The organism is Ruegeria sp. S263 (assembly GCF_056780525.1).
In genome coordinates this window covers 3,468,999-3,487,990 of sequence record NZ_CM165558.1, presented here as the reverse complement: position 1 = coordinate 3,487,990, position 18,992 = coordinate 3,468,999, and the positions used below count along the sequence as shown (strand labels likewise).

20 protein-coding genes are annotated in these 18,992 nt (G+C 58.5%); 8 read left to right on the top strand and 12 right to left on the bottom strand.

What is annotated here, in order from left to right; all coding sequences use genetic code 11:
• The first annotated feature begins 36 nt into the window (after positions 1–36).
• The 7 genes from ACT2B1_RS17170 to ACT2B1_RS17140 all read left to right on the top strand — a co-directional run bounded on the left by ACT2B1_RS17170 (position 37) and on the right by ACT2B1_RS17140 (position 7,148).
• Positions 37–1,080 carry an RluA family pseudouridine synthase gene (locus ACT2B1_RS17170; protein WP_171240995.1) on the top strand — a complete coding sequence of 348 codons (1,044 nt, stop codon included), beginning with the start codon at positions 37–39 and terminating at the stop codon, positions 1,078–1,080.
• Positions 1,077–1,748, top strand: a complete 672-nt coding sequence (locus ACT2B1_RS17165; RefSeq protein ID WP_171240994.1) for an HAD-IA family hydrolase — start codon at positions 1,077–1,079, stop codon at positions 1,746–1,748. Before ACT2B1_RS17170 ends, ACT2B1_RS17165 begins: the two co-directional genes overlap by 4 nt.
• Positions 1,749–1,752: 4 nt before the next feature.
• Positions 1,753–2,460, top strand: a complete 708-nt coding sequence (locus ACT2B1_RS17160) for an ATP12 family chaperone protein (protein WP_481668253.1) — start codon at positions 1,753–1,755, stop codon at positions 2,458–2,460.
• A 207-nt stretch (positions 2,461–2,667) separates the two neighbouring features.
• On the top strand, positions 2,668–3,684 hold the full coding sequence (locus tag ACT2B1_RS17155; protein ID WP_171126054.1) for an amino acid ABC transporter substrate-binding protein: 1,017 nt from the start codon (positions 2,668–2,670) through the stop codon (positions 3,682–3,684).
• A gap of 125 nt (positions 3,685–3,809) precedes the next feature.
• Complete coding sequence (locus ACT2B1_RS17150) at positions 3,810–5,042, top strand: amino acid ABC transporter permease (protein WP_171126056.1); 1,233 nt, start codon at positions 3,810–3,812, stop codon at positions 5,040–5,042.
• A gap of 3 nt (positions 5,043–5,045) precedes the next feature.
• Positions 5,046–6,344 (top strand): amino acid ABC transporter permease, encoded by a 1,299-nt coding sequence (locus ACT2B1_RS17145; RefSeq protein WP_171126058.1) that lies wholly within the window; start codon positions 5,046–5,048, stop codon positions 6,342–6,344.
• 12 nt (positions 6,345–6,356) lie between these two features.
• Complete coding sequence (locus ACT2B1_RS17140; protein ID WP_269149813.1) at positions 6,357–7,148, top strand: amino acid ABC transporter ATP-binding protein; 792 nt, start codon at positions 6,357–6,359, stop codon at positions 7,146–7,148.
• Positions 7,149–7,194: 46 nt separating this feature from the next.
• Here ACT2B1_RS17140 and ACT2B1_RS17135 read toward each other — a convergent pair whose 3' ends face one another.
• From ACT2B1_RS17135 to rpmH, 12 genes are all read right to left on the bottom strand, one after another.
• A complete protein-coding gene (locus ACT2B1_RS17135) occupies positions 7,195–7,692 on the bottom strand; it encodes a SixA phosphatase family protein (RefSeq protein ID WP_171126060.1) in 498 nt (165 codons plus the stop codon).
• The gene (locus ACT2B1_RS17130; protein WP_481668252.1) at positions 7,689–8,375 is read right to left on the bottom strand and encodes a ferredoxin; all 687 of its coding nucleotides are present in this window, start codon (positions 8,373–8,375) and stop codon (positions 7,689–7,691) included. The genes ACT2B1_RS17135 and ACT2B1_RS17130 overlap by 4 nt, the downstream gene beginning before the upstream one ends.
• Before the next feature lie 18 nt (positions 8,376–8,393).
• A complete protein-coding gene (argB, locus tag ACT2B1_RS17125) occupies positions 8,394–9,257 on the bottom strand; it encodes an acetylglutamate kinase (RefSeq protein ID WP_481668251.1) in 864 nt (287 codons plus the stop codon).
• A gap of 301 nt (positions 9,258–9,558) precedes the next feature.
• Positions 9,559–10,212 (bottom strand): ribosome biogenesis GTP-binding protein YihA/YsxC, encoded by a 654-nt coding sequence (gene yihA / locus ACT2B1_RS17120; protein ID WP_171126065.1) that lies wholly within the window; start codon positions 10,210–10,212, stop codon positions 9,559–9,561.
• On the bottom strand, positions 10,209–10,946 hold the full coding sequence (locus tag ACT2B1_RS17115; protein ID WP_171240990.1) for an MOSC domain-containing protein: 738 nt from the start codon (positions 10,944–10,946) through the stop codon (positions 10,209–10,211). Before ACT2B1_RS17115 ends, yihA begins: the two co-directional genes overlap by 4 nt.
• Positions 10,943–12,772 (bottom strand): membrane protein insertase YidC, encoded by a 1,830-nt coding sequence (yidC, locus tag ACT2B1_RS17110; RefSeq protein ID WP_481668250.1) that lies wholly within the window; start codon positions 12,770–12,772, stop codon positions 10,943–10,945. Before yidC ends, ACT2B1_RS17115 begins: the two co-directional genes overlap by 4 nt.
• A 123-nt stretch (positions 12,773–12,895) precedes the next feature.
• Positions 12,896–14,440 (bottom strand): putative bifunctional diguanylate cyclase/phosphodiesterase, encoded by a 1,545-nt coding sequence (locus tag ACT2B1_RS17105; protein WP_481669033.1) that lies wholly within the window; start codon positions 14,438–14,440, stop codon positions 12,896–12,898.
• Positions 14,441–14,510: 70 nt separating this feature from the next.
• Positions 14,511–15,404, bottom strand: coding sequence for a tRNA 2-thiocytidine(32) synthetase TtcA (gene ttcA, locus ACT2B1_RS17100; protein ID WP_481668249.1), 894 nt, complete (start codon positions 15,402–15,404; stop codon positions 14,511–14,513).
• A 44-nt stretch (positions 15,405–15,448) separates the two neighbouring features.
• Positions 15,449–17,065, bottom strand: a complete 1,617-nt coding sequence (locus ACT2B1_RS17095) for an acyl-CoA dehydrogenase family protein (protein ID WP_481668248.1) — start codon at positions 17,063–17,065, stop codon at positions 15,449–15,451.
• Positions 17,066–17,121: 56 nt separating this feature from the next.
• Entirely contained in the window at positions 17,122–17,379 is a 258-nt protein-coding gene (gene yidD / locus ACT2B1_RS17090) for a membrane protein insertion efficiency factor YidD (RefSeq protein ID WP_219635857.1), read from the bottom strand.
• Positions 17,376–17,801 carry a ribonuclease P protein component gene (gene rnpA, locus ACT2B1_RS17085; protein WP_171126074.1) on the bottom strand — a complete coding sequence of 142 codons (426 nt, stop codon included), beginning with the start codon at positions 17,799–17,801 and terminating at the stop codon, positions 17,376–17,378. The genes yidD and rnpA overlap by 4 nt, the downstream gene beginning before the upstream one ends.
• A gap of 25 nt (positions 17,802–17,826) precedes the next feature.
• Positions 17,827–17,961 carry a 50S ribosomal protein L34 gene (gene rpmH, locus ACT2B1_RS17080; RefSeq protein WP_005980833.1) on the bottom strand — a complete coding sequence of 45 codons (135 nt, stop codon included), beginning with the start codon at positions 17,959–17,961 and terminating at the stop codon, positions 17,827–17,829.
• Between the two features lie 297 nt (positions 17,962–18,258).
• Here rpmH and ACT2B1_RS17075 point away from each other — a divergent pair, with 297 nt between their 5' ends.
• Positions 18,259–18,990, top strand: coding sequence for a TVP38/TMEM64 family protein (locus ACT2B1_RS17075; RefSeq protein WP_171240986.1), 732 nt, complete (start codon positions 18,259–18,261; stop codon positions 18,988–18,990).
• Positions 18,991–18,992: the final 2 nt, after the last annotated feature.

Genomic DNA, 18,992 nt, shown 5'->3' with positions numbered 1-18,992 from the left:
CGCGCGGGATCACCGCGCGGCGCAGGGGATATTGGCATGAGCGGCGTACAGATGATCACCGTGGCAGAAGGTGACGGAGACCAGCGGTTGGATCGCTGGCTGCGCCGTCTGTTCCCACATGTCAGTCAGGGCCGTATCGAGAAGATGTGCCGCAAGGGTGAATTGCGTGTGGAAGGTGGCCGGGTCAAAGCCTCGACCCGGCTTGAGGCTGGACAAGTTGTGCGTGTCCCCCCTCTGCCCGACGTTGATCACAAACCGGCCGAAGTCAAACGCCGGGTTTCCGACGCGGACGCCAAGATGATCCAATCCTGCGTGATTTACCGCGACGATCACGTGCTGGCGTTGAACAAACCCCATGGCTTGCCTGTGCAGGGCGGCAGCGGCCAAACCCGCCATGTGGACAGCCTGTCCGAAGCACTGAGGTTTGGCTATGACGAAAATCCGCGTTTGGTTCATCGGTTGGATAAGGACACCTCCGGCGTTCTACTGATGGCACGCACACGCGAAGCCGCCAAGGGCCTGACCGCAGCCTTCCGCCACCGCGACACGCGTAAGATTTATTGGGCGTTGGTGGCCGGGGTGCCGACGCCGTATCTGGGCGAAATCAAGACTGGTCTGGTCAAGGCGTCGGGCCATGGAAAGCAGGGCGAAGGCGAAAAGATGGTCGCCGTTCACCTGAATGAGGTCAACGATACACCGGGTGCGAAACGCGCGCATACGCTCTATGCCACTCTTTACCGGGTGGCAGGGCGCGCCGCGTGGGTGGCCATGGAGCCGATTACCGGTCGAACGCATCAGTTGCGGGCACATATGGCCGCGATCGGTCATCCGATTATCGGTGACGGTAAATATGGCGGTTCGGGTCAGGAAAACCTCGGTGACGGTTGGGGCGCACAACTGGGCGGGATCATCAGCAAAAAGCTGCACCTGCATGCGCGGCAAGCGTCGTTCCAGCACCCGGTGACACGCAAGACGATCACCGTAAAAGCCCCCTTGCCGGACCACATGAAACACAGCTGGGATACCTTAGGCTGGACCGAGGATCTGGCCGCCGACGACCCGTTCGAGGAGCTGCAATGAGCGCACCCTTGCGTTTGGCGCTGTTCGACGTGGACGGCACCCTTGTCGACAGTCAGGGCAGTATCGTCGGCGCGATGACCGCCAGTTTTGACGCGCTGTCCCTGCCGGTGCCTGATCGCAAGGCGATTTTGTCCATCGTTGGCCTGTCGCTGCCCAAAGCCATCGCACAGCTTGCGCCGCTTCAGTCTGATGCGGATCAGGCGCGGTTGGTCGAAGGGTATAAGCAAGCCTATCATGCGCATCGGCTGGAACAGGGCATGGCAGGGTCGCCGCTTTATCCTGGTGCGCGAGAGGCAATCGAAGCGCTGCACGCCATCCCCGAGGTCTTGCTGGGCGTTGCAACCGGGAAATCTCAGCGCGGCTTGGATGCGCTGATCGAAGGGCACGAGTTGCAAGGTTATTTTGTTACGCGGCAAGTAGCCGATCACCACCCTTCGAAACCGCATCCGTCGATGATTGACACGGCCCGGGCCGAAACGGGCGTTGAGGCGGTGAATACGGTCATGATCGGCGATACCCGGTTTGACATGGATATGGCCGCTGCTGCCGGTGTCCCCGCCATCGGTGTGACATGGGGGTATCATACGCGCCCTGCACTTGATGCCGCAACGACCATAATCGAAACCTTCGACCAGTTGCCGGGCGCGCTGGATCAAATCTGGACCTGAAGTGATGAGCGATTGGAAACCGAAACGATTCTGGACCGAAAGCGCGGTTGTTGACGCAGAAGGCGGGTTTACTGTGGAATTGGATGGTCGGCGCGTCAAAACGCCGGCCAAGGTAGGGTTGATCGTGCCCACTCAAGCCCTGGCGCAGGAAATCGCTGCCGAGTGGGACGCGCAGGAAAAAGAAGTAGACCCGACCACGATGCCGTTTACCCGTTCGGCGAACGCAGCCATCGACAAGGTCCAGCATCAGCACGCCGAGGTTGCGGACATGCTGGCCGATTACGGCGATTCGGACCTGTTATGCTATCGCGCCACGCACCCGCAGGAGTTGCAGCAACGGCAGGCCGAACAGTGGGACCCGGCATTGGATTGGGCGGCCGAGGCGCTCACGGCGCGTTTGCTGCCGGTCGCCGGTGTTTTGCATCAGCCCCAGGACGCATCGGTTTTGCACGAATTGCGCCAACGTGTCTATGATTTCAATAACTTCCAGCTTGCCGCTTTCCACGACTTGGTCAGCCTGTCCGGGTCGCTGGTGCTGGGGTTTGCAGCCGCTGCGGACTGGCGCTCTGCCGAGGACATCTGGCAAATCTCAAGGTTGGACGAGTTGTGGCAAATCGAACAATGGGGTCATGACGACGAGGCCCACGCCGCCTCCGAAGTCAAAAGGGCTGCATTTCTACACGCCAAAAGGTTCTTCGACCTCTCGGTTTGAGCTCTTGCGCCTGAAAATCCGCCGCTGTGCCGAACATCTGTAAGATGAACCATCGTTTTCGCTGATCCGACCCTTGACGTTTGTTTATGAATGCGCCCAAACTCAAGCCCACTAAAGGGGAGACACCTTTGGGGAAACCTTTCTGGTACCAAAGGTGCCGGACAGAACCGTCCCAGAGTCGGGGCGGAAAATCAGGAAGAGGTAAAAATGAAAAAATCCGTAATCTTGGGCGTGGCAACCGTTGCCGGCCTTGCTGCAGGCGCAGCGGCAGCGGGGACTGTCGATGATGTCAAAGCGCGCGGTAAGCTGAACTGCGGTGTGACCACCGGTCTGGTTGGCTTTGCCGCACCCGACGCGAATGGCGAATGGCAGGGCTTTGACGTCTCGCTGTGCCGCGCAGTTGCTGCAGCCGTTCTGGGCGACGCAAGCGCCGTTGAATTCGTTCCGACCACCGGTAAGACACGCTTTACCGCGCTGGCTTCAGGCGAGATCGACATGCTGGCCCGTAACACCACCTGGACCTTCAGCCGCGACGTCGACCTGAAGTTCGAATTCGTGGGCGTGAACTACTACGATGGTCAAGGCTTCATGGTTCCCAAGGCACTGGGCGTAAGCTCGGCCAAAGAACTGGACGGCGCGACCGTCTGCATCCAGACCGGCACCACCACCGAGCTGAACCTGGCGGACTTCTTCCGCTCGAACAACATCAGCTACGAGCCGGTTCCGATCGAAACCAACGCTGAAGCGCAGCAGCAGTACCTGGCTGGTGCGTGTGACGTTTACACCACCGACGCATCGGGCCTGGCCGCAACCCGCGCCACGTTCGAAAACCCCGGTGACCACGTCCTGCTGCCCGAAATCATCTCGAAAGAGCCGCTGGGCCCGCTGGTCCGTCACGGCGATCACGAGTGGGGCGACGTTGTCCGTTGGACTCTGAACGCACTGGTCTCGGCTGAAGAGCTGGGCGTGACCTCGGCAAATATCGACGAGATGGCCGCTGGCACCGACAACCCTGAAGTCAATCGCCTGCTGGGTACCGAAGGTACGCTGGGCGAGATGCTGGGTCTGGACGCTGACTGGGCTATGAAGGCGATCAAATCCGGTGGTAACTATGGCGAAGTCTTTGCCAAGAACATCGGTGAGGAAACTCCGATCGGTCTGGCACGTGGCTTGAACGCACAATGGACCGACGGCGGTCTGCTGTACTCGCCGCCGTTCCGCTAAAATCCACAGAAAAGGGCGCGGGTTAACCTGCGCCCTTTTTCCATAACAGAATGCTACGGGCTGCTCAGGAGCGGGGAAAACCTCGCCGGGAAGGAAGCACCCGAAAAGCACGGGGATCCCAAAATATGTCGACTATGACTGACCCGCCGAAAGCAGATTTTCGGTTGTCGATGCTCATAAACGATACCCGCTACAGATCATTGACGTTCCAGGTGATCGCGGCGATCGTTATTGCGCTAAGTATCTGGTATCTGGGCAACAACCTGATCCAGAACCTCAGGGCCGCAGGCCTCAACATCTCGTATTCCTTCCTGGGCGATCCGTCCGGGTACGACATCAACCAGCGTTTGATCGAATATGACAGCCAATCCTCGCACGGACGTGCGGCTGTTGTCGGTATTCTCAACACGCTTTTGGTCGCGTTTCTGGCCTGTATCACCGCAACTGTGTTTGGTGTGATCGCCGGGGTTTTGCGCCTGTCCAATAACTGGCTGGTGTCCAAGCTGATGGCGGTTTACGTCGAGATTTTCCGGAATATTCCGGTTCTGATCTGGATCATCATCATCTTCACGATCATGACGGCGGTTTTGCCGGGTCCGCGGGAATTTCGCGGGGATAACCCGACATCCAGCATGTTGTTTGATCTGTTCGCATTTACCAACCGAGGCGTTTACATTCCGCGCCCCGAGTTTGCGAATGGTCTGTTTGGCGCGACGTTCCTGAATTGGCTGTTGGTCATTGCAGTACTGGTGGGCTCATGGTTTGCAACTCGTGAAATTGAAAAGCGCGCCACGCTGAAGCAGGAACAGACGGGTGAGCGTCCAAAAACCGGTCTTGTGAAACTGGCCGTATGGCTGGTGCCGTTTGCGCTGCTGATGGTTTTGATGGGCCTGACATGGGAAGTTCCCGCGCTCAAGGGCTTTAACTTCAGCGGGGGTATCAAGGTTGGCGGTCCGCTGATCGCGCTGTGGTTTGCTCTGTCCATCTATACGGGTGCCTTCATCGCAGAAAACGTACGTGCTGGTATTCAGGCGATTTCGAAGGGTCAGACCGAAGCTGCGGCTGCGCTGGGCCTGCGTCCTGGACGGATCATGAACCTTGTGATCTTGCCGCAGGCGCTGCGGGTCATCATCCCGCCGTTGATCTCGCAATATCTGAACATCACCAAGAACTCGTCACTGGCGATTGCTGTGGGCTATGCGGATATCACGGCCACGCTGGGCGGCATCACGCTGAACCAGACCGGTCGAGCAATCGAATGCGTCCTGCTGCTGATGCTGTTCTATCTGACGGCCTCGCTGCTGATTTCGATGGCGATGAACATCTACAACGCATCCGTCAAGTTGAAGGAGCGCTGAGTTATGGCTGATCAAACAACAAACCCGATCGCCTTTGTCGCTGATGGCACAATCCCGCCATCGCCTCCGCCAGCAAACCAGACCGGTATCATCAAGTGGCTGCGCGAGAATCTCTTCTCGGGCGTGGCGAATACCATCCTGACGGTTTTGTCGATCCTGTTGATCTATGTGCTGCTCAAGAACACGCTTCCGTGGATTTTGAATGGTGTATGGAACGCGGATTCATTGGCGCAATGCCGTGAGATTCTGGACGGCAAGACCGGAGCCTGTTTCGCGGTTCTGACCGAGCGCTGGCACCAGTTGATCTATGGGTTCAAATACCCTGACGATGCCTATTGGCGCCCGAACCTGGCCTTCTTGCTGATGTTGGTCGCGGTGGCACCCGTGCTGTTCTTCGACCTGCCGCGCAAGTTGCTGCTGTTTACAGCGGTGTACCCGTTCGTTGCGTTCTGGCTGATCTGGGGCGGAACCATCATGGTCCCCATCGTGGCACTGCTGGGCTGTGTCGCAGCCGCCGTGGTGTTTCAGAAATTCGGCAAGAACAGTTTTGCAGCCGGGTTCTTTGGGGGCATCGTTGTGGCGCTGGTTGTGTGGAATATCGGCGGGGCGCTGATTCCCGATGATGCCAACGAGGGCGCGCTGCTTTCGGCTGTTCCCAGCCGTGATCTGGGTGGCTTTATGCTGAACCTGATGCTGGGCGTGACCTGTGTGTCGCTGTCCCTGCCTTTGGGCATTGCATTGGCTCTGGGCCGTCAGTCCGATATGCCGCTGATCAAGTGGGTCTGTGTCATCTTCATCGAATTCATCCGCGGCGTGCCACTGATCACGCTGCTGTTCGTGGCTTCGGTGATGCTGGCCTATTTCTTCCCGCCTGACAGCACGGTCGACCTGTTCCTGCGCGTTGTGATCATGATCACCATGTTCTCGGCCGCCTATATCGCCGAGGTGATCCGCGGCGGTCTGGCAGCGCTTCCGCGCGGACAGTACGAGGCAGCAGACAGTCTTGGCTTGGATTACCCGCAGGCGATGCGGCTGATCATCCTGCCACAGGCTCTGAAGATCTCGATCCCCGGTATCGTGAACGTGGCCGTTGGCCTGTTCAAGGACACCACACTGGTTTCGGTCATCTCGATGTTCGATCTGGTGGGCATGATCCGGGGCCCCATCCTGGCGTCAACCGAATGGAACGGCGTCTATTGGGAGCTTCTGGGCTTTGCCGCGCTTCTGTTCTTCGTCGTCTGTTACGGCATCTCTCAATATTCCCAGTGGCTCGAGCGTCGCCTTGCCACGGATCATCACTAAGGAGTTCAACACATGTCTGAACTTGCAGTAGAACGCGAAATCGACCGCTCGAAGATGCAGGTGAGCGACGAGGTCGCCATCGAAATCAACGGCATGAACAAGTGGTACGGGTCCTTCCACGTGCTGCGCGACATCAATCTGACCGTCAATCAGGGCGAGCGGATCGTGATCGCGGGGCCGTCGGGCTCGGGTAAGTCCACCCTGATCCGCTGCCTGAACGCGCTGGAAGAACACCAGCAGGGCACGATCGTCGTAGACGGGACCGAACTGTCGAATGACCTGAAGAACATCGACAAAATCCGGTCCGAGGTTGGCATGGTGTTCCAGCACTTCAATCTGTTCCCGCATCTGACCATCCTGGAGAACTGCACGCTGGCCCCGATCTGGGTGCGCAAGACGCCCAAGAAAGAGGCCGAAGAGCGCGCGATGCATTTCCTGGAAAAGGTGAAAATCCCCGATCAGGCGCTGAAATATCCCGGCCAGCTTTCGGGTGGTCAGCAGCAGCGTGTGGCGATTGCCCGCTCGCTCTGCATGATGCCTCGGATTATGTTGTTCGATGAACCGACATCGGCGCTGGACCCCGAGATGATCAAAGAGGTGCTCGACACCATGATCGAACTGGCCGAGGAAGGCATGACCATGCTGTGCGTCACGCACGAGATGGGCTTTGCCCGTCAGGTCGCCAACCGTGTGATCTTTATGGATGCTGGCCAGATCGTGGAACAGAATGAACCGGAAGAGTTCTTCAACAACCCTCAAAGTGAACGGACCAAGCTTTTCCTCAGCCAAATCCTGGGGCACTGATCCGGTTGGAATCAGGGAAAGGGCGGGGCTTTGGCCTCGCCTTTTTCTATTCCAACAGCTCGCGCGGTGTGGTGAAATCCAGAACAACCCCGCTCTGCCATTTGATATTGGCCCAGTCTGAGATGTTGAATTGAATCACAGCCGTGGCACAGGTGGGATAATCCTGAAACCGGGGGTGGTTTGGTGCTTTGCCAACGATCCGCTGGGCAAAATCGCCAATGCCCGGATTGTGACCCAGCATCAGGACCGTGGGTTCTGTTGCACCAGCAAGTTGGGTCAACATGTCTTCGGGTGCAGCATGATAAAGACGCCGATGAAAGCAAACCTTGTCTGCCTGCAAACCCATCCGATCCCATGTCTCACGCGTGCGGGCCGAGGTTGAGCTGAGCACTTCGTCGGGAAGCCACCCATTGTCGCGCAGCCATGTGGCGATAGCAGGGGCGGATTTACTTCCGCGCTTGTTCAAAGGACGGGCGTGATCGTCAAGCATCGGGTTGCCCCAACTGGACTTCGCGTGTCGTGTCAGGATCAGGGTCAAGGTCATGCGGGGTGAAACGCCCTCATGTGATGGGCGGATTGCTCGGGGTCCCGGTCGGCCCCGACGCTGATCGGGCAGGACAGGCGCGCGAGACAACCGCCCGTCATGCAGGTCAGGCCTTCTTCGGTTGATAGATGGGCATGGCACGCGGCAACATCATAGAAATCCTGACTATTCAGCGCACCGACCGGACAGGTCGTCGTGCAGGGTGCCGGGCATTCGACGCAGGGCGAAGCGGTTGTGACTTCGGGGATGTTGAACTCTTGCGGGAAATGCAGCGCGCCACGGTACGAAATCATCATGCCAACCGTGTCATGAACCAACGCCCCAACCGGGCTGCTGAAGGTGCGTTGTGACTTCAGCGCCCAGTCTATGAACGGGGCGTAAGGCGGTCCGCCAAAGGGAAAATGGGCTTGCCCGCCCAATTCCTGCGCCATTTGGCCAATGACGCGCGCAGACCAGCGATCCACTGGATCAGGGCCTTGCCACTCGGGCGAGGTTTTCAGCACCGTCCAAAAGGCCGAACCCGCGCCCAATAGAACCAGTGTGCCCCCGTCCAGTCCCTTGGCACCGCTTTTACGAGGATGGGTCGCGCCCATGACAATCAGGCCAGCTTGATGCGCAACACGCCCGACCCAGCCATAACTAATGGCCGGAGCGTAAGTGAGGGGGGTGGACTGCCCGGTCATGGGACCTCCGCATTGGGATTAGTCGGGCCGGATCAGCGACCCCGCGCCGTGCTCGGTAAACAGTTCAAGCAGCACGGCATTGCGCGCGCGCCCATCCAGAATAACCACCGCCCGGACACCGCTGTGCAGCGCGTCCAGCGCGGTTTCAGTCTTGGGGATCATGCCGCCCGCAATCGTGCCATCCATCGTCATCTCGCGGATTTGGCCGGCCTTGAGTTCTGTCACCACCTCGCCGGCTGCGTTCTTGACGCCGGACACATCGGTCAACAGCAAAAGGCGATCCGCCTTCAGGGCCGAGGCAATCGCTCCCGCTGCCGTGTCACCATTGATGTTAAAAGTTTCACCTTCGCGACCCGCGCCCAAGGGGGCAATTACGGGAATCACATCATGTGCGAACAAATCGTGGAGTATTTTAGGGTTCATCTGCGCCGGAGCGCCGACAAATCCCAACGCGGGATCGGCTTGGTCACAGACAATTAGATTGGCGTCCTTGCCCGACAGGCCAACGGCTGTGCCGCCCTGACCGTTGATGGCCTGAACGATGCGTTTGTTGACCAGCCCTGACAGAACCATTTCGACCACTTCTACGGTGGCCTTGTCCGTCACGCGTTTGCCGTCCACAAACTCGGACTGGATATCCAACTGTTTCAGCATTGCGTTGATCATCGGTCCACCGCCATGGACGATCACAGGGTTCACACCGACCTGACGCATCAGCACGACGTCGCGGGCAAAGCTTTCCATGGCCTCATCGCTGCCCATGGCGTGACCGCCAAGTTTGATAACGACGACCGCGCCGTCATAGCGCTGCAGATATGGCAATGCGCTGTTCAGAGTTGCAGCAGTAGCGATCCAGTCCCGGTTCATATCTCTTGTCTTCATGTCTTGTCCTCTTCCCCTCGTGTTAGGCGTTTTGGACGCGTAAGCCAAGATCGCTGTTGTGGGTGCCATAGGTTGACCGGCCTGCAAATCCGACGCCCGGCAAAACGCGGCGTTCACCGCAGCGTTGCCAGCAAGCCCCAAGAGGTGGGTGCGAGAAGTCTGGCGTCCAACCTCACGGCAAAAGGGAAGAGTTCCGGCGTGAATTTCTTCGCGCCGGGTTTAGGTGGTACGTGGGATAAATGGGAAGCGGGCTGCAATACCTGTACCAACTACCGATGAAGCGCTGCGCGATTCTGCGTCGCTATTCCAGCCCGGCAATAATCGCGCGCAGCGTTTCGATCCCGTCGCCCTTTTCGGATGAGGTCAACACGATTTCCGGGAAGGCGGCGGGATGTTTGGACAATGCACTGCGCACTTGATCCAAGACCTTTTCCCGATCCTTGGCTTTGACCTTGTCAGCTTTGGTCAGCACGCATTGAAACGTCACGGCGCTGGTGTCCAGCAACTTCATGATCTCGGCGTCGACGGGTTTTACCCCATGGCGGGAATCAATAAGAACAAAAGCCCGGCGCAGGGTCTGACGGCCGCTTAGGTACTGTTTCAGAAGCCGCTGCCACTTTTCCACCACCTTGAGCGGCGCGTTGGCATAGCCATAGCCGGGCAAATCAACCAGATACAACTCGGGGCCTTGGGTGAAAAAGTTGATCTCTTGTGTCCGGCCCGGCGTGTTCGAGGCGCGGGCCAGACCCTTGGTCCCGGTCAGCGCGTTGATCAGGCTGGACTTGCCGACATTGGAACGGCCAGCAAAGCAGACCTCCAGCCGATCCGGGGCAGGCAGGCCATTCATCGCCACAACGCCTTTGACGAATTCCGAGGACCCGGCAAACAGCTTGCGCCCGCGCTCCAGCGCGAATTCGTCGGGTGTCTCGGCAAGGGGGAAGGGAAGCGTTGTCATAGCACTTGCACCGTGTCGCCGGTTTTTACCTCTCCACCTCGGATCACCTCGGCGTAAACGCCGAAATCCTGGTGGTTCCAACGGTTCAACGCGCCTAAAGTGTCCGCGTCGCGTTCACCGGTATCCGGGTTTGCGGTTGTGGCCAGACAGCGTGTGATCCGCTCACGCACGTGGAACACGGCCTGTCCGATCTGAACCTCGCGACCCAACCATTCGAACTCTTCCCACAGGGGCAGGCCGTTGAACCAGATATTGCCGCGCCAGCGCCTGATCGACAGGTCTTTGCCCAGTTTCTGCTCGACCGCTCTGTGCGAGGCCATGTTGCACAGGCTGACGGATGGGAGGTCACTGTCGGTCATTCCCCGCCCGGGTACGCGAACAATACGTGCAGACGCGGCGCGGTCAGCGGGCATCAATGGTTTTACCCAATCAAGGAACGCATCTTGTTCTGCGTCCGGCTGGAAACTCAGGTCTGGGCGCTGTGGGTGGCTGAGTGCCACCGTATCACCTGACAGTTTCGCCGTGATTGCCATCAATTGAGGGGCCTTGGCACCACGACTGAAATTCGCGCAGGGCGCCCATTCCGAACCGTCCGCTTTGGACGCCTCATGGGCGATTGCCCAAACACGATCCCCGGGCATGGTCTGCCCGGGGCTCAGTGTTACGGTTTCCACAGCTTCATGGCCGTGGCTTTTGATCGGATGCCGCCAGAGGCTGGTTACTTCTGCGCTCATTTGTCATCCGTCTTTGGTGCGCGCTTGAAGCTGGATTTGATATTGCCGAACACGTCGGGCTTATAACCCTGGCTTCTCATGATCAGGTATTGCTGGGTGAAGGTGATCGTGTTGTTCGCGATCCAGTAGACCACCAGCCCGCTGGCAAAGCTGCCCAGCATGAACATGAACACCCATGGCATCCAGGCAAAGATCATTGCTTGCGTCGGATCGGTTGGCGCTGGATTCAACTTTTGCTGCAGCCACATCGAGATACCCAGCAACAGCGGCAGGATACCGATGAAGATCAGCGCCATCAGCGTGTCTGGCTGCGGGCCACCCCAAGGCAGCAGGCCAAACAGGTTCATGATCGAGGTTGGGTCAGGTGCGCTCAGGTCCTGGAAGGGGCCAAACCACGGGGCCTGACGCAATTCGATCGTGACGAAGATTACCTTATACAGCGAGAAGAAGATCGGGATCTGCATCAGGATCGGCAGACAACCCGCGGCAGGGTTCACCTTTTCCTTCTTGTAGAGCTCCATCATGCCTTGCTGCATTTTCTGGCGGTCGTCGCCAGCGGCTTCTTTCAGGGCCTCCATCTGCGGCTGCAGTTCCTTCATCTTCGCCATCGAGACGTAAGATTTGAACGCCAGCGGGAACAGGATTGCCTTGATGATCAGGGTCAGGCCGATAATGGACCAACCCATGTTGCCGATCAGCGCGTTGATGTTGTGCAGCAGCCAGAAGATCGGCTTGGTCAGGAAGTAGAACCAGCCCCAGTCGATGCTGTCGATGAACTTCTGAACGCCGTCAGCCTGATATTCCCGAATGGTTTCCCATTCCTTTGCACCAGCAAAAAGCTGCGTGGTTACCTGTTCGGTTGAGCCGGGAGCCACTGTGAGTGTCGGCAGAACCGTCTCGGTCTGATAGATTTTGCGACGCGCGTCGTATTTCGCGGCGGCCTTGAAGGCCGAGCCTTCCTCGGGGATCAGGGTGGTCATCCAATAGTGATCGGTGAAGCCGACCCAGCCGCCTTCTTTGACCTGAAACACCTCGGCCTGCGCGCGTTCGTTGGGGTCAATGTCAAAATCACGGACATCGCCATAGTCGATCTCGTCCAGAACTCCGTCGGCCATGACCATCACGCCTTCATGCAGGATGAAGAAGTTTTTGAGACCGGGCAGATCACCATCCTCGCCGATACCGTGACGGGCCAGAATACCGTAAGGGGCCATGCCGACTTCGGCTTGGGTGTTGTTTTCAACGGACTGGGTGACCTCGAACATAAAGTTCTCGTCCACCGCAATTGTGCGGCGGAAGGTCAGGCCGTTTCCATTGTCCCACTTCAGCGTGACAGGAGAGTCTACGCCAAGAGTTTCACCTTGTTCCAGGGACCACTCTGTGTTCGGACCGGGCACATCCGTGCCGGCGACACCTGCACCCGGTGCCCAGCCATAAAGGGCGTAATAGGCGGACTCAGATCCGACCGGTGACAGAAGCTCGACAATCGGAGCGCCTTCTTCGATCGAGACCTTGTAGTCCTTCAGATACAGCTCGTCGATGCGCCCACCCGACAGGGACAGGCTGCCCTCCAAACGGGGCGTGTCGATCTGAACCCGCGGGGCCTGTGCGTCGGGCAGTGTTTCTTCGGCCGCAGCGGTTGCTTCGCCTACAGTGCCGGTTCCTGTGGCGCTGGGGGTTTGAACCTCATTGGCCTCGGTCGCGCTGATTTCGGCCTGTTCCGGTGACGTGGCCTGCTCAGGCGGCGGGAAGAGCACGAACCAAACGAGGATCACGAGGAAACTGAGCGCGGTTGCGAGGATGAGATTCTTATTCTGATCGTCCATCTGGGACAGCCACCTTAAGCAGTGAAACACACCCGGTGGGTTCAACAGAGTGCAGCCCCAAAGGTCAAGCGGAATCGCCCCTGCTATAGTCGCGTATAAGGCTTTTGTGGCGTAATTTCGCGTTTATGATCCCGCCTGACGCCCGATCCTGGGTACACCCCCAACCTTGTTCCGGTGCGCAGTCATCCAATCCAGAGTTTTTTCAAACGGCATCGGCTTACCGATACCGAACCCCTGAACGTGATTGCAGCCCAATTGTGCCATCAATGCATGTTCCCCGGGGGTTTCCACACCTTCTGCCAGAGTTTCCACGTTCAACCTTTCCGCCATCGTCAGAATCGCGCTGACCATTTGCTGCTGGCTGGCATCCTTGTCGGCTTTGGCCACGAATGAGCGGTCGATTTTGATCCGGGATACGTCAAAGCGTTTGATAGACGCGATCGACGCATGGCCGGTGCCGAAATCATCCAGATCAATGCAGCAACCCAAGCTGGATAGACCGATTACATTTCGGGTAATCACGTCATCGGGGTGCCGGGAAAACACGGTCTCAAGGATCTCTACCGCGAGCCTGTCAGGGGTAAGGCCATGCTGATCCAGTTCCCATTTCAGCCGATCCATCAGGGCAGGGTCGCGCAATTCTTCGGACGAGAAATTGATGCCGATCCGGGGCACACCGATCCCGGCGTGATCCCATTTCTGCATCGCCGCGAAGGCGTGGTGGCGCATAGCCTGCCCAAATCGCTCCATCAATTCGGCTTGCTCGGCAAAGGGCAAAAACACCTGCGGGCCGATGACGCCCTTTTGGGGATGCTCCCACCGGGCAAGGGCCTCGAATCCAGTTACCTTGCCGGTGTCTGTGGATATCTGAGGTTGAAACCATGGGCGGATTTCACCGCTTTCCAGCGCAGCCTCGAATTCTTTGCGCAGGTTTGCACGGGTGCGCGACCTGCGGCGGGTTTCGCTGGAATAGGCACGGATCGTTGATGGTCCGTTTCGCTGCGCCTCGCTCAAGGCTGCGTTCGTTGCGTCGATCCAGTAGTCGAACCCGTCTTCCTTCACGCTGGACAAAAGGCAGAAGCCGATGGAACAGGAAACATAAATGCTGGCACCGTTTACGCTGATCGGTTCCTCTATGGCGGCCTGAATGCGGCCAGACATTTGAATGCACGCTTCAAGATCCAGATGACTGGACGGGCGCAAGCCGATTGCGACCGAGTTCTGATCCAGTCTTGTCGTGATGTCATGCGTGCGAATCGACGACAGGACACGGTCACAGAACTGTTCTGCCAAATGATTTGCCGCCGCCTGACCATGCAGGTCTAAAATGTCGGCAAACCCGTCCAGTGCGACAATCATGCAGGCAGAGTCCTGCTGCATGTTTCGGCTGGCCTCAAAAAAGCCTTCCATCTCTGCGGCGAACATATCAATGGCCATCAGGCCGCTGGCTGCGTTCAAATCGGTGGAATCGGGTTGGACCTTGCGGACAAGCACCATGATTGCGGCGATCAATACAGGTAGAATGAGGGCCACGAGAACAAGCGTACGCTCTCCGCCTATCCAAAACGCAGCAAGGCAGATCGCCGGCGCGAATGCCAGAACGGATGGTCCGCTGAACACGGTGGCCAGAAAATCGAGAGCTCTGTTAACAGAGAAATGTTTCCACATCAGGTTTCCGGCCTTTCCCTTGGGCATCGCACGCTCAGGGTAACCGTAGAAAACCTATCTGAGTCAGTCGTTAACGCAACTGAGGAATTTTGTCCTCAATTTCGTCCTTTTTGTCAGTGTTCAGGCTCAGACCTTCGAAATCGAACAGCTTTGGGTCCAGCAGGTGCGAGGGCCTTGCATTGGTCAGCGCGCGGAACATCACCTGTCTGCGTCCGGGGCTGTTCTTTTCCCATTGATCCAGAATCTGTTTTACCTGCTGACGTTGCAGCCCGTCCTGACTGCCGCACAGGTCACAGGGGATGATGGGATAGCTCATTGCATTGGCGAATTTCTCGCAATCTGCCTCGGCCACATGGGCCAGAGGGCGGAAGACAAACAGATCGCCTTCCTCATTCACCAGTTTAGGCGGCATCGTCGCCAAACGTCCGCCGTGGAACAGGTTCATAAAGAACGTCTCAAGGATATCGTCGCGGTGATGGCCCAGAACAATGGCCGAGCACCCCTCTTCGCGCGCGATACGATACAGGTTGCCCCGGCGCAGGCGTGAACATAGTGCGCAATACGTCCGGCCCTGCGGAACTTTGTCCATCACGACAGAGTATGTGTCCTGATATTCGATCCGGTGGGGAACACCCATCCGTTCCAGAAATTCAGGAAGAACAGTGGCGGGAAAGCCCGGCTGACCTTGATCCAGATTGCACGCTAGCAGATCAACCGGCAGCAGGCCACGCCACTTCAACTCATACAGCACCGCCAGAAGCGTATAGCTGTCCTTGCCGCCCGACAGGCAGACCAGCCAACGAGGGGGTTTGCCATCCTTGTCGTGGGCTGACGGACTTATCATCCCGTACTGCTCGATCGCCTCGCGGGTCTGGCGCACGATGCGCTTGCGCAGCTTCTTGAACTCGGTGGTCGAGGGCGCACCGGCAAAGAGCGGGTGGATATCGTCAGCTTCGTCAAACATGCGCAGCCCCTACAATAGTTGACGGAACCCGGCAAGTGGCCGGGTCATCCCAAGCGCCCCAGCAGCGCGTTTGTGTCCAGACCTGCGACCGATCCCGCGATCCGACCGCTGTGTTCGGCGATTCTGGTGGCGACAAAACCATCGGCCACGGGACCGGGCGCGTGTCTCAGCAACTGGGACGCGGTCAGCAAAAGCGCTGTGCGTTCGGCGAACCAGCGCGCCTCGGTTTCGGGGGGGATGCCCGGCCAGCGGTCGCGATGTGCCTTTAGCGCGGCGTCGTATTCCAGATCCGCACCCGTTGCGGCGTTCAGTTCCGCTTGCAGAACCTCGGCGGCCAGCGGCTCTTGCGTCAAAGTTCGGAGTATGTCGAGGCAGATCACGTTCCCTGACCCTTCCCAAATCCCGTTCAGGGGGGCTTCGCGGTAGATCATCGGCAGGGGGTTGTCTTCGACGTATCCCATACCGCCCAGAATCTCCATAGCTTCAACAGCGACGACGGGACAGCGTTTGTTGTTCAGGAACTTGGCCAGTGCGACGCCGATGCGGGCAAAGGCGCGATCCTCGGCAGAGGTGCCATCAAACGCTTGGGCGACACGCAATCCCAGCGTCAATGCGCCCTCCCAGTCCAGCACCAGATCGGCAAGGACGGCGCGCATCAACGGTTGGTCGATCAGCCGACGCTGAAAAGCACTACGATGCAAGACCCAGTGGTGGGCTTCGGTCAACGCGGCGCGCATCAATCCGGCCGGGGCGATGGCGGTGTCCAGCCGGGTGTGATGCACCATTTCCAGAATCGTGCGTATTCCGGACCCTTCGTCACCAAGCTGATAAGCGAGCGCGTCGTGGTATTCGATTTCGGAAGAAGCGTTCGCCTTGTTCCCCAGCTTGTCTTTCAGGCGCATCAGATGAATCGCATTGCGCTGGCCTTCTAACCAGCGGGGAACAAGGAAACAGGTCAAGCCGCCCGAAGCCTGCGCCAAGGTCAGGAATCCGTCCGACATTGGGGCCGAGCAGAACCACTTATGCCCGCGCAATCGCCAGTGATCGCCGTCCCTTGTAGCGGTTGTTGTGTTGGCCCGCACATCCGAGCCGCCCTGTTTCTCGGTCATTGCCATGCCCAGCGTGGCGCTGCTTTTGTCGGAAATGGGGTTGATCGTCCCGTCGTAGTCGAAGGCGGACAGTTTTGGGCGCCAGATCGAAGCCAAGTGTGCGTCAGCTTCGATCGCAGGAATTGCGGCATAGGTCATTGTCAGAGGGCAGCAATGTCCGGGCTCGACCTGACTGGCCATATATACCATTGCCGCATGGGTGGTGTGGCCACCGGGCTGTCCGTCCCAGGCCAACGCTGCGTAGCCAGCGGCTTGGCTGATCTGCATCATCTGGTGATACGCGGGATGGAACCTGACTTCGTCGATGCGACGGCCGCCTTGATCGAACAGCATTAGTTCCGGCGGGTGTCGATTGGCCTCGCGCCCCAATTCCCGCGTTTTGGCGCGGCCCAGTATGTCACCATAGGTCAATACCGGGTCGGCGCGCCCACCGAAATTGTGCAGAAGGTTTTGGAGAACAGGATCAGCCACCCAAAGGTCGCTGTCACCGCGCAAAGGAGGTTGGTTCACGACGTCATGCGTGGGCAGAGTGTGACGCGCCTGGGATGTCATTTGGGCCTCCGGCTGAATAGGGCAACTGTTCAGCGCGGATCGGAACGGGTCAAGTGTTACTGCGGGTCGTGGGAAGAGCGTTCACAGTCCGAACAGCCCGGTACGGGATCATAACCATCCCCGCCCCAAGGGTGGCAGCGCCCGATGCGCCGGATGGTCAGCCAAGTTCCCTTGACCGGCCCGTGCTTTTCCAACGCTTCAAGGGCGTAGGCCGAACAGGTTGGTTGATACCGGCAGTTAAAACCGACCCAAGGGCTGAAGACCAAACGATAGATCCGGATGGGCAGGGCGAGGATATGGGAAAGCAGCGTCACGTCTTCGCGCTGTGAATTTTGCGCAGCGCGTATCGCAAATCGCCCAGAAGCGCGTCATAGGGGCGTCCTGCGGTGACCTCGGCGCGACCTATAAGGACATAGTCCCAACCGCTTTCCCCATTGTCCGGCAGGACCGCACGTGCCGCCTCGCGCAGTCTTCGCTTGGCGCGATTGCGTGCCACGGCATTGCCAACTTTCTTGGAGCAGGTAAAGCCGACGCGAATACCGTCCGCTTCGTCATCGGCGCGCTTTCGGGCCTGAACCATCATCGACGGTGTCCCCTGCCTGCGCGCGCGGGCGGCTTTCAGGAAATCGGACCGTTTTTTGAGGATGATGAGCGTTTCAGGCGCGCAAACGGACGCCGCCGGGGGCTTCACCCTCGGTTGGTTGTTACCATCCTCAGGGGCCTCCGGCGGCGTCATGTTCATAACCTGATCGGTGAGCGGTTTATGCGCTCAGCGATTTGCGGCCGCGTGCGCGACGTGCATTCAGGATCTTGCGGCCGGCCTTGGTGGCCATGCGCGCGCGGAAACCGTGGCGGCGTTTGCGAACCAGGTTCGAAGGCTGATAGGTGCGTTTCATCGCTCCGTCTCCAATCTATAGCGGTCGGGTGCGGCGCGGATTCGCCTGGCCCTAGTGTTCGAAGCCCGTCCTCTACTGGGTAGCGGGGGGTAAGTCAAACCCCTAGGTGGGGGTTTTCACGCCTTTTGCAACAATTCTGTAGCCGCGCAACCCGAAAGGTTTCAATTTGGGGGTTTTACTGCCTCAAACCCTCACATTCCCTACGGTTAACATCAACGCAGCGTGAGGTCCCTGTTGTCGAACTGCCAGACGTCGCATGTTGGGGGCAAGATGAAACGTACAAAATCGGACAGCCTCATGAGCGACACAACGCAGGCCCCCCGCGCTGGGCTTACGCGGCATATTCCTTTGCTGGTGATTCTTGCTGTGGCCACGGTGGGGTTTTTCGCACTGGGCGATTACCTGACCTTTGAAACGTTGCGTGACAACCGCGAGGCGTTGCTGGAATGGCGTGACAGCCATTTTTGGGCCATGGCCGGTGCGTTTGTCGCGATCTATATCGTGATCGTTGCATTTTCGTTGCCCGGAGCGGCGGTGGCTTCGATGACAGGAGGGTTCTTGTTCGGCCTGCTTGCAGGCACGGTCTTCAACGTCTTTGCCGCGACCATCGGCGCCTGCGCAATCTTTCTGGCAGCACGCTGGGGGCTTGGGGAAACCCTGACCGCACGTCTGGAATCATCGGAAGGTACTGTTAAAAAGCTGAAGGATGGGCTGCGCGAGAATGAAGTCTCGGTCTTGTTCCTGCTGCGCCTTGTGCCGGTGGTACCGTTTTTCGTGGCCAATCTGGTGCCCGCGCTGGTGGGCGTCAAATTCCGCAACTTCCTGATCACCACTGCGCTGGGCATCATCCCCGGGGGCATCGTCTATACTTGGATTGGTGTCGGTCTGGGCGGCGTGTTTGACCGGGGCGAGACGCCGGATGTGTCGCTGCTGTGGGAGCCTTTCGTGATTGGCCCGATCATCGGCTTGTGTGTACTAGCGGCTTTGCCGATAGTTATCAAAGCGATACGTGGTAAAAAGGACGCCTGACC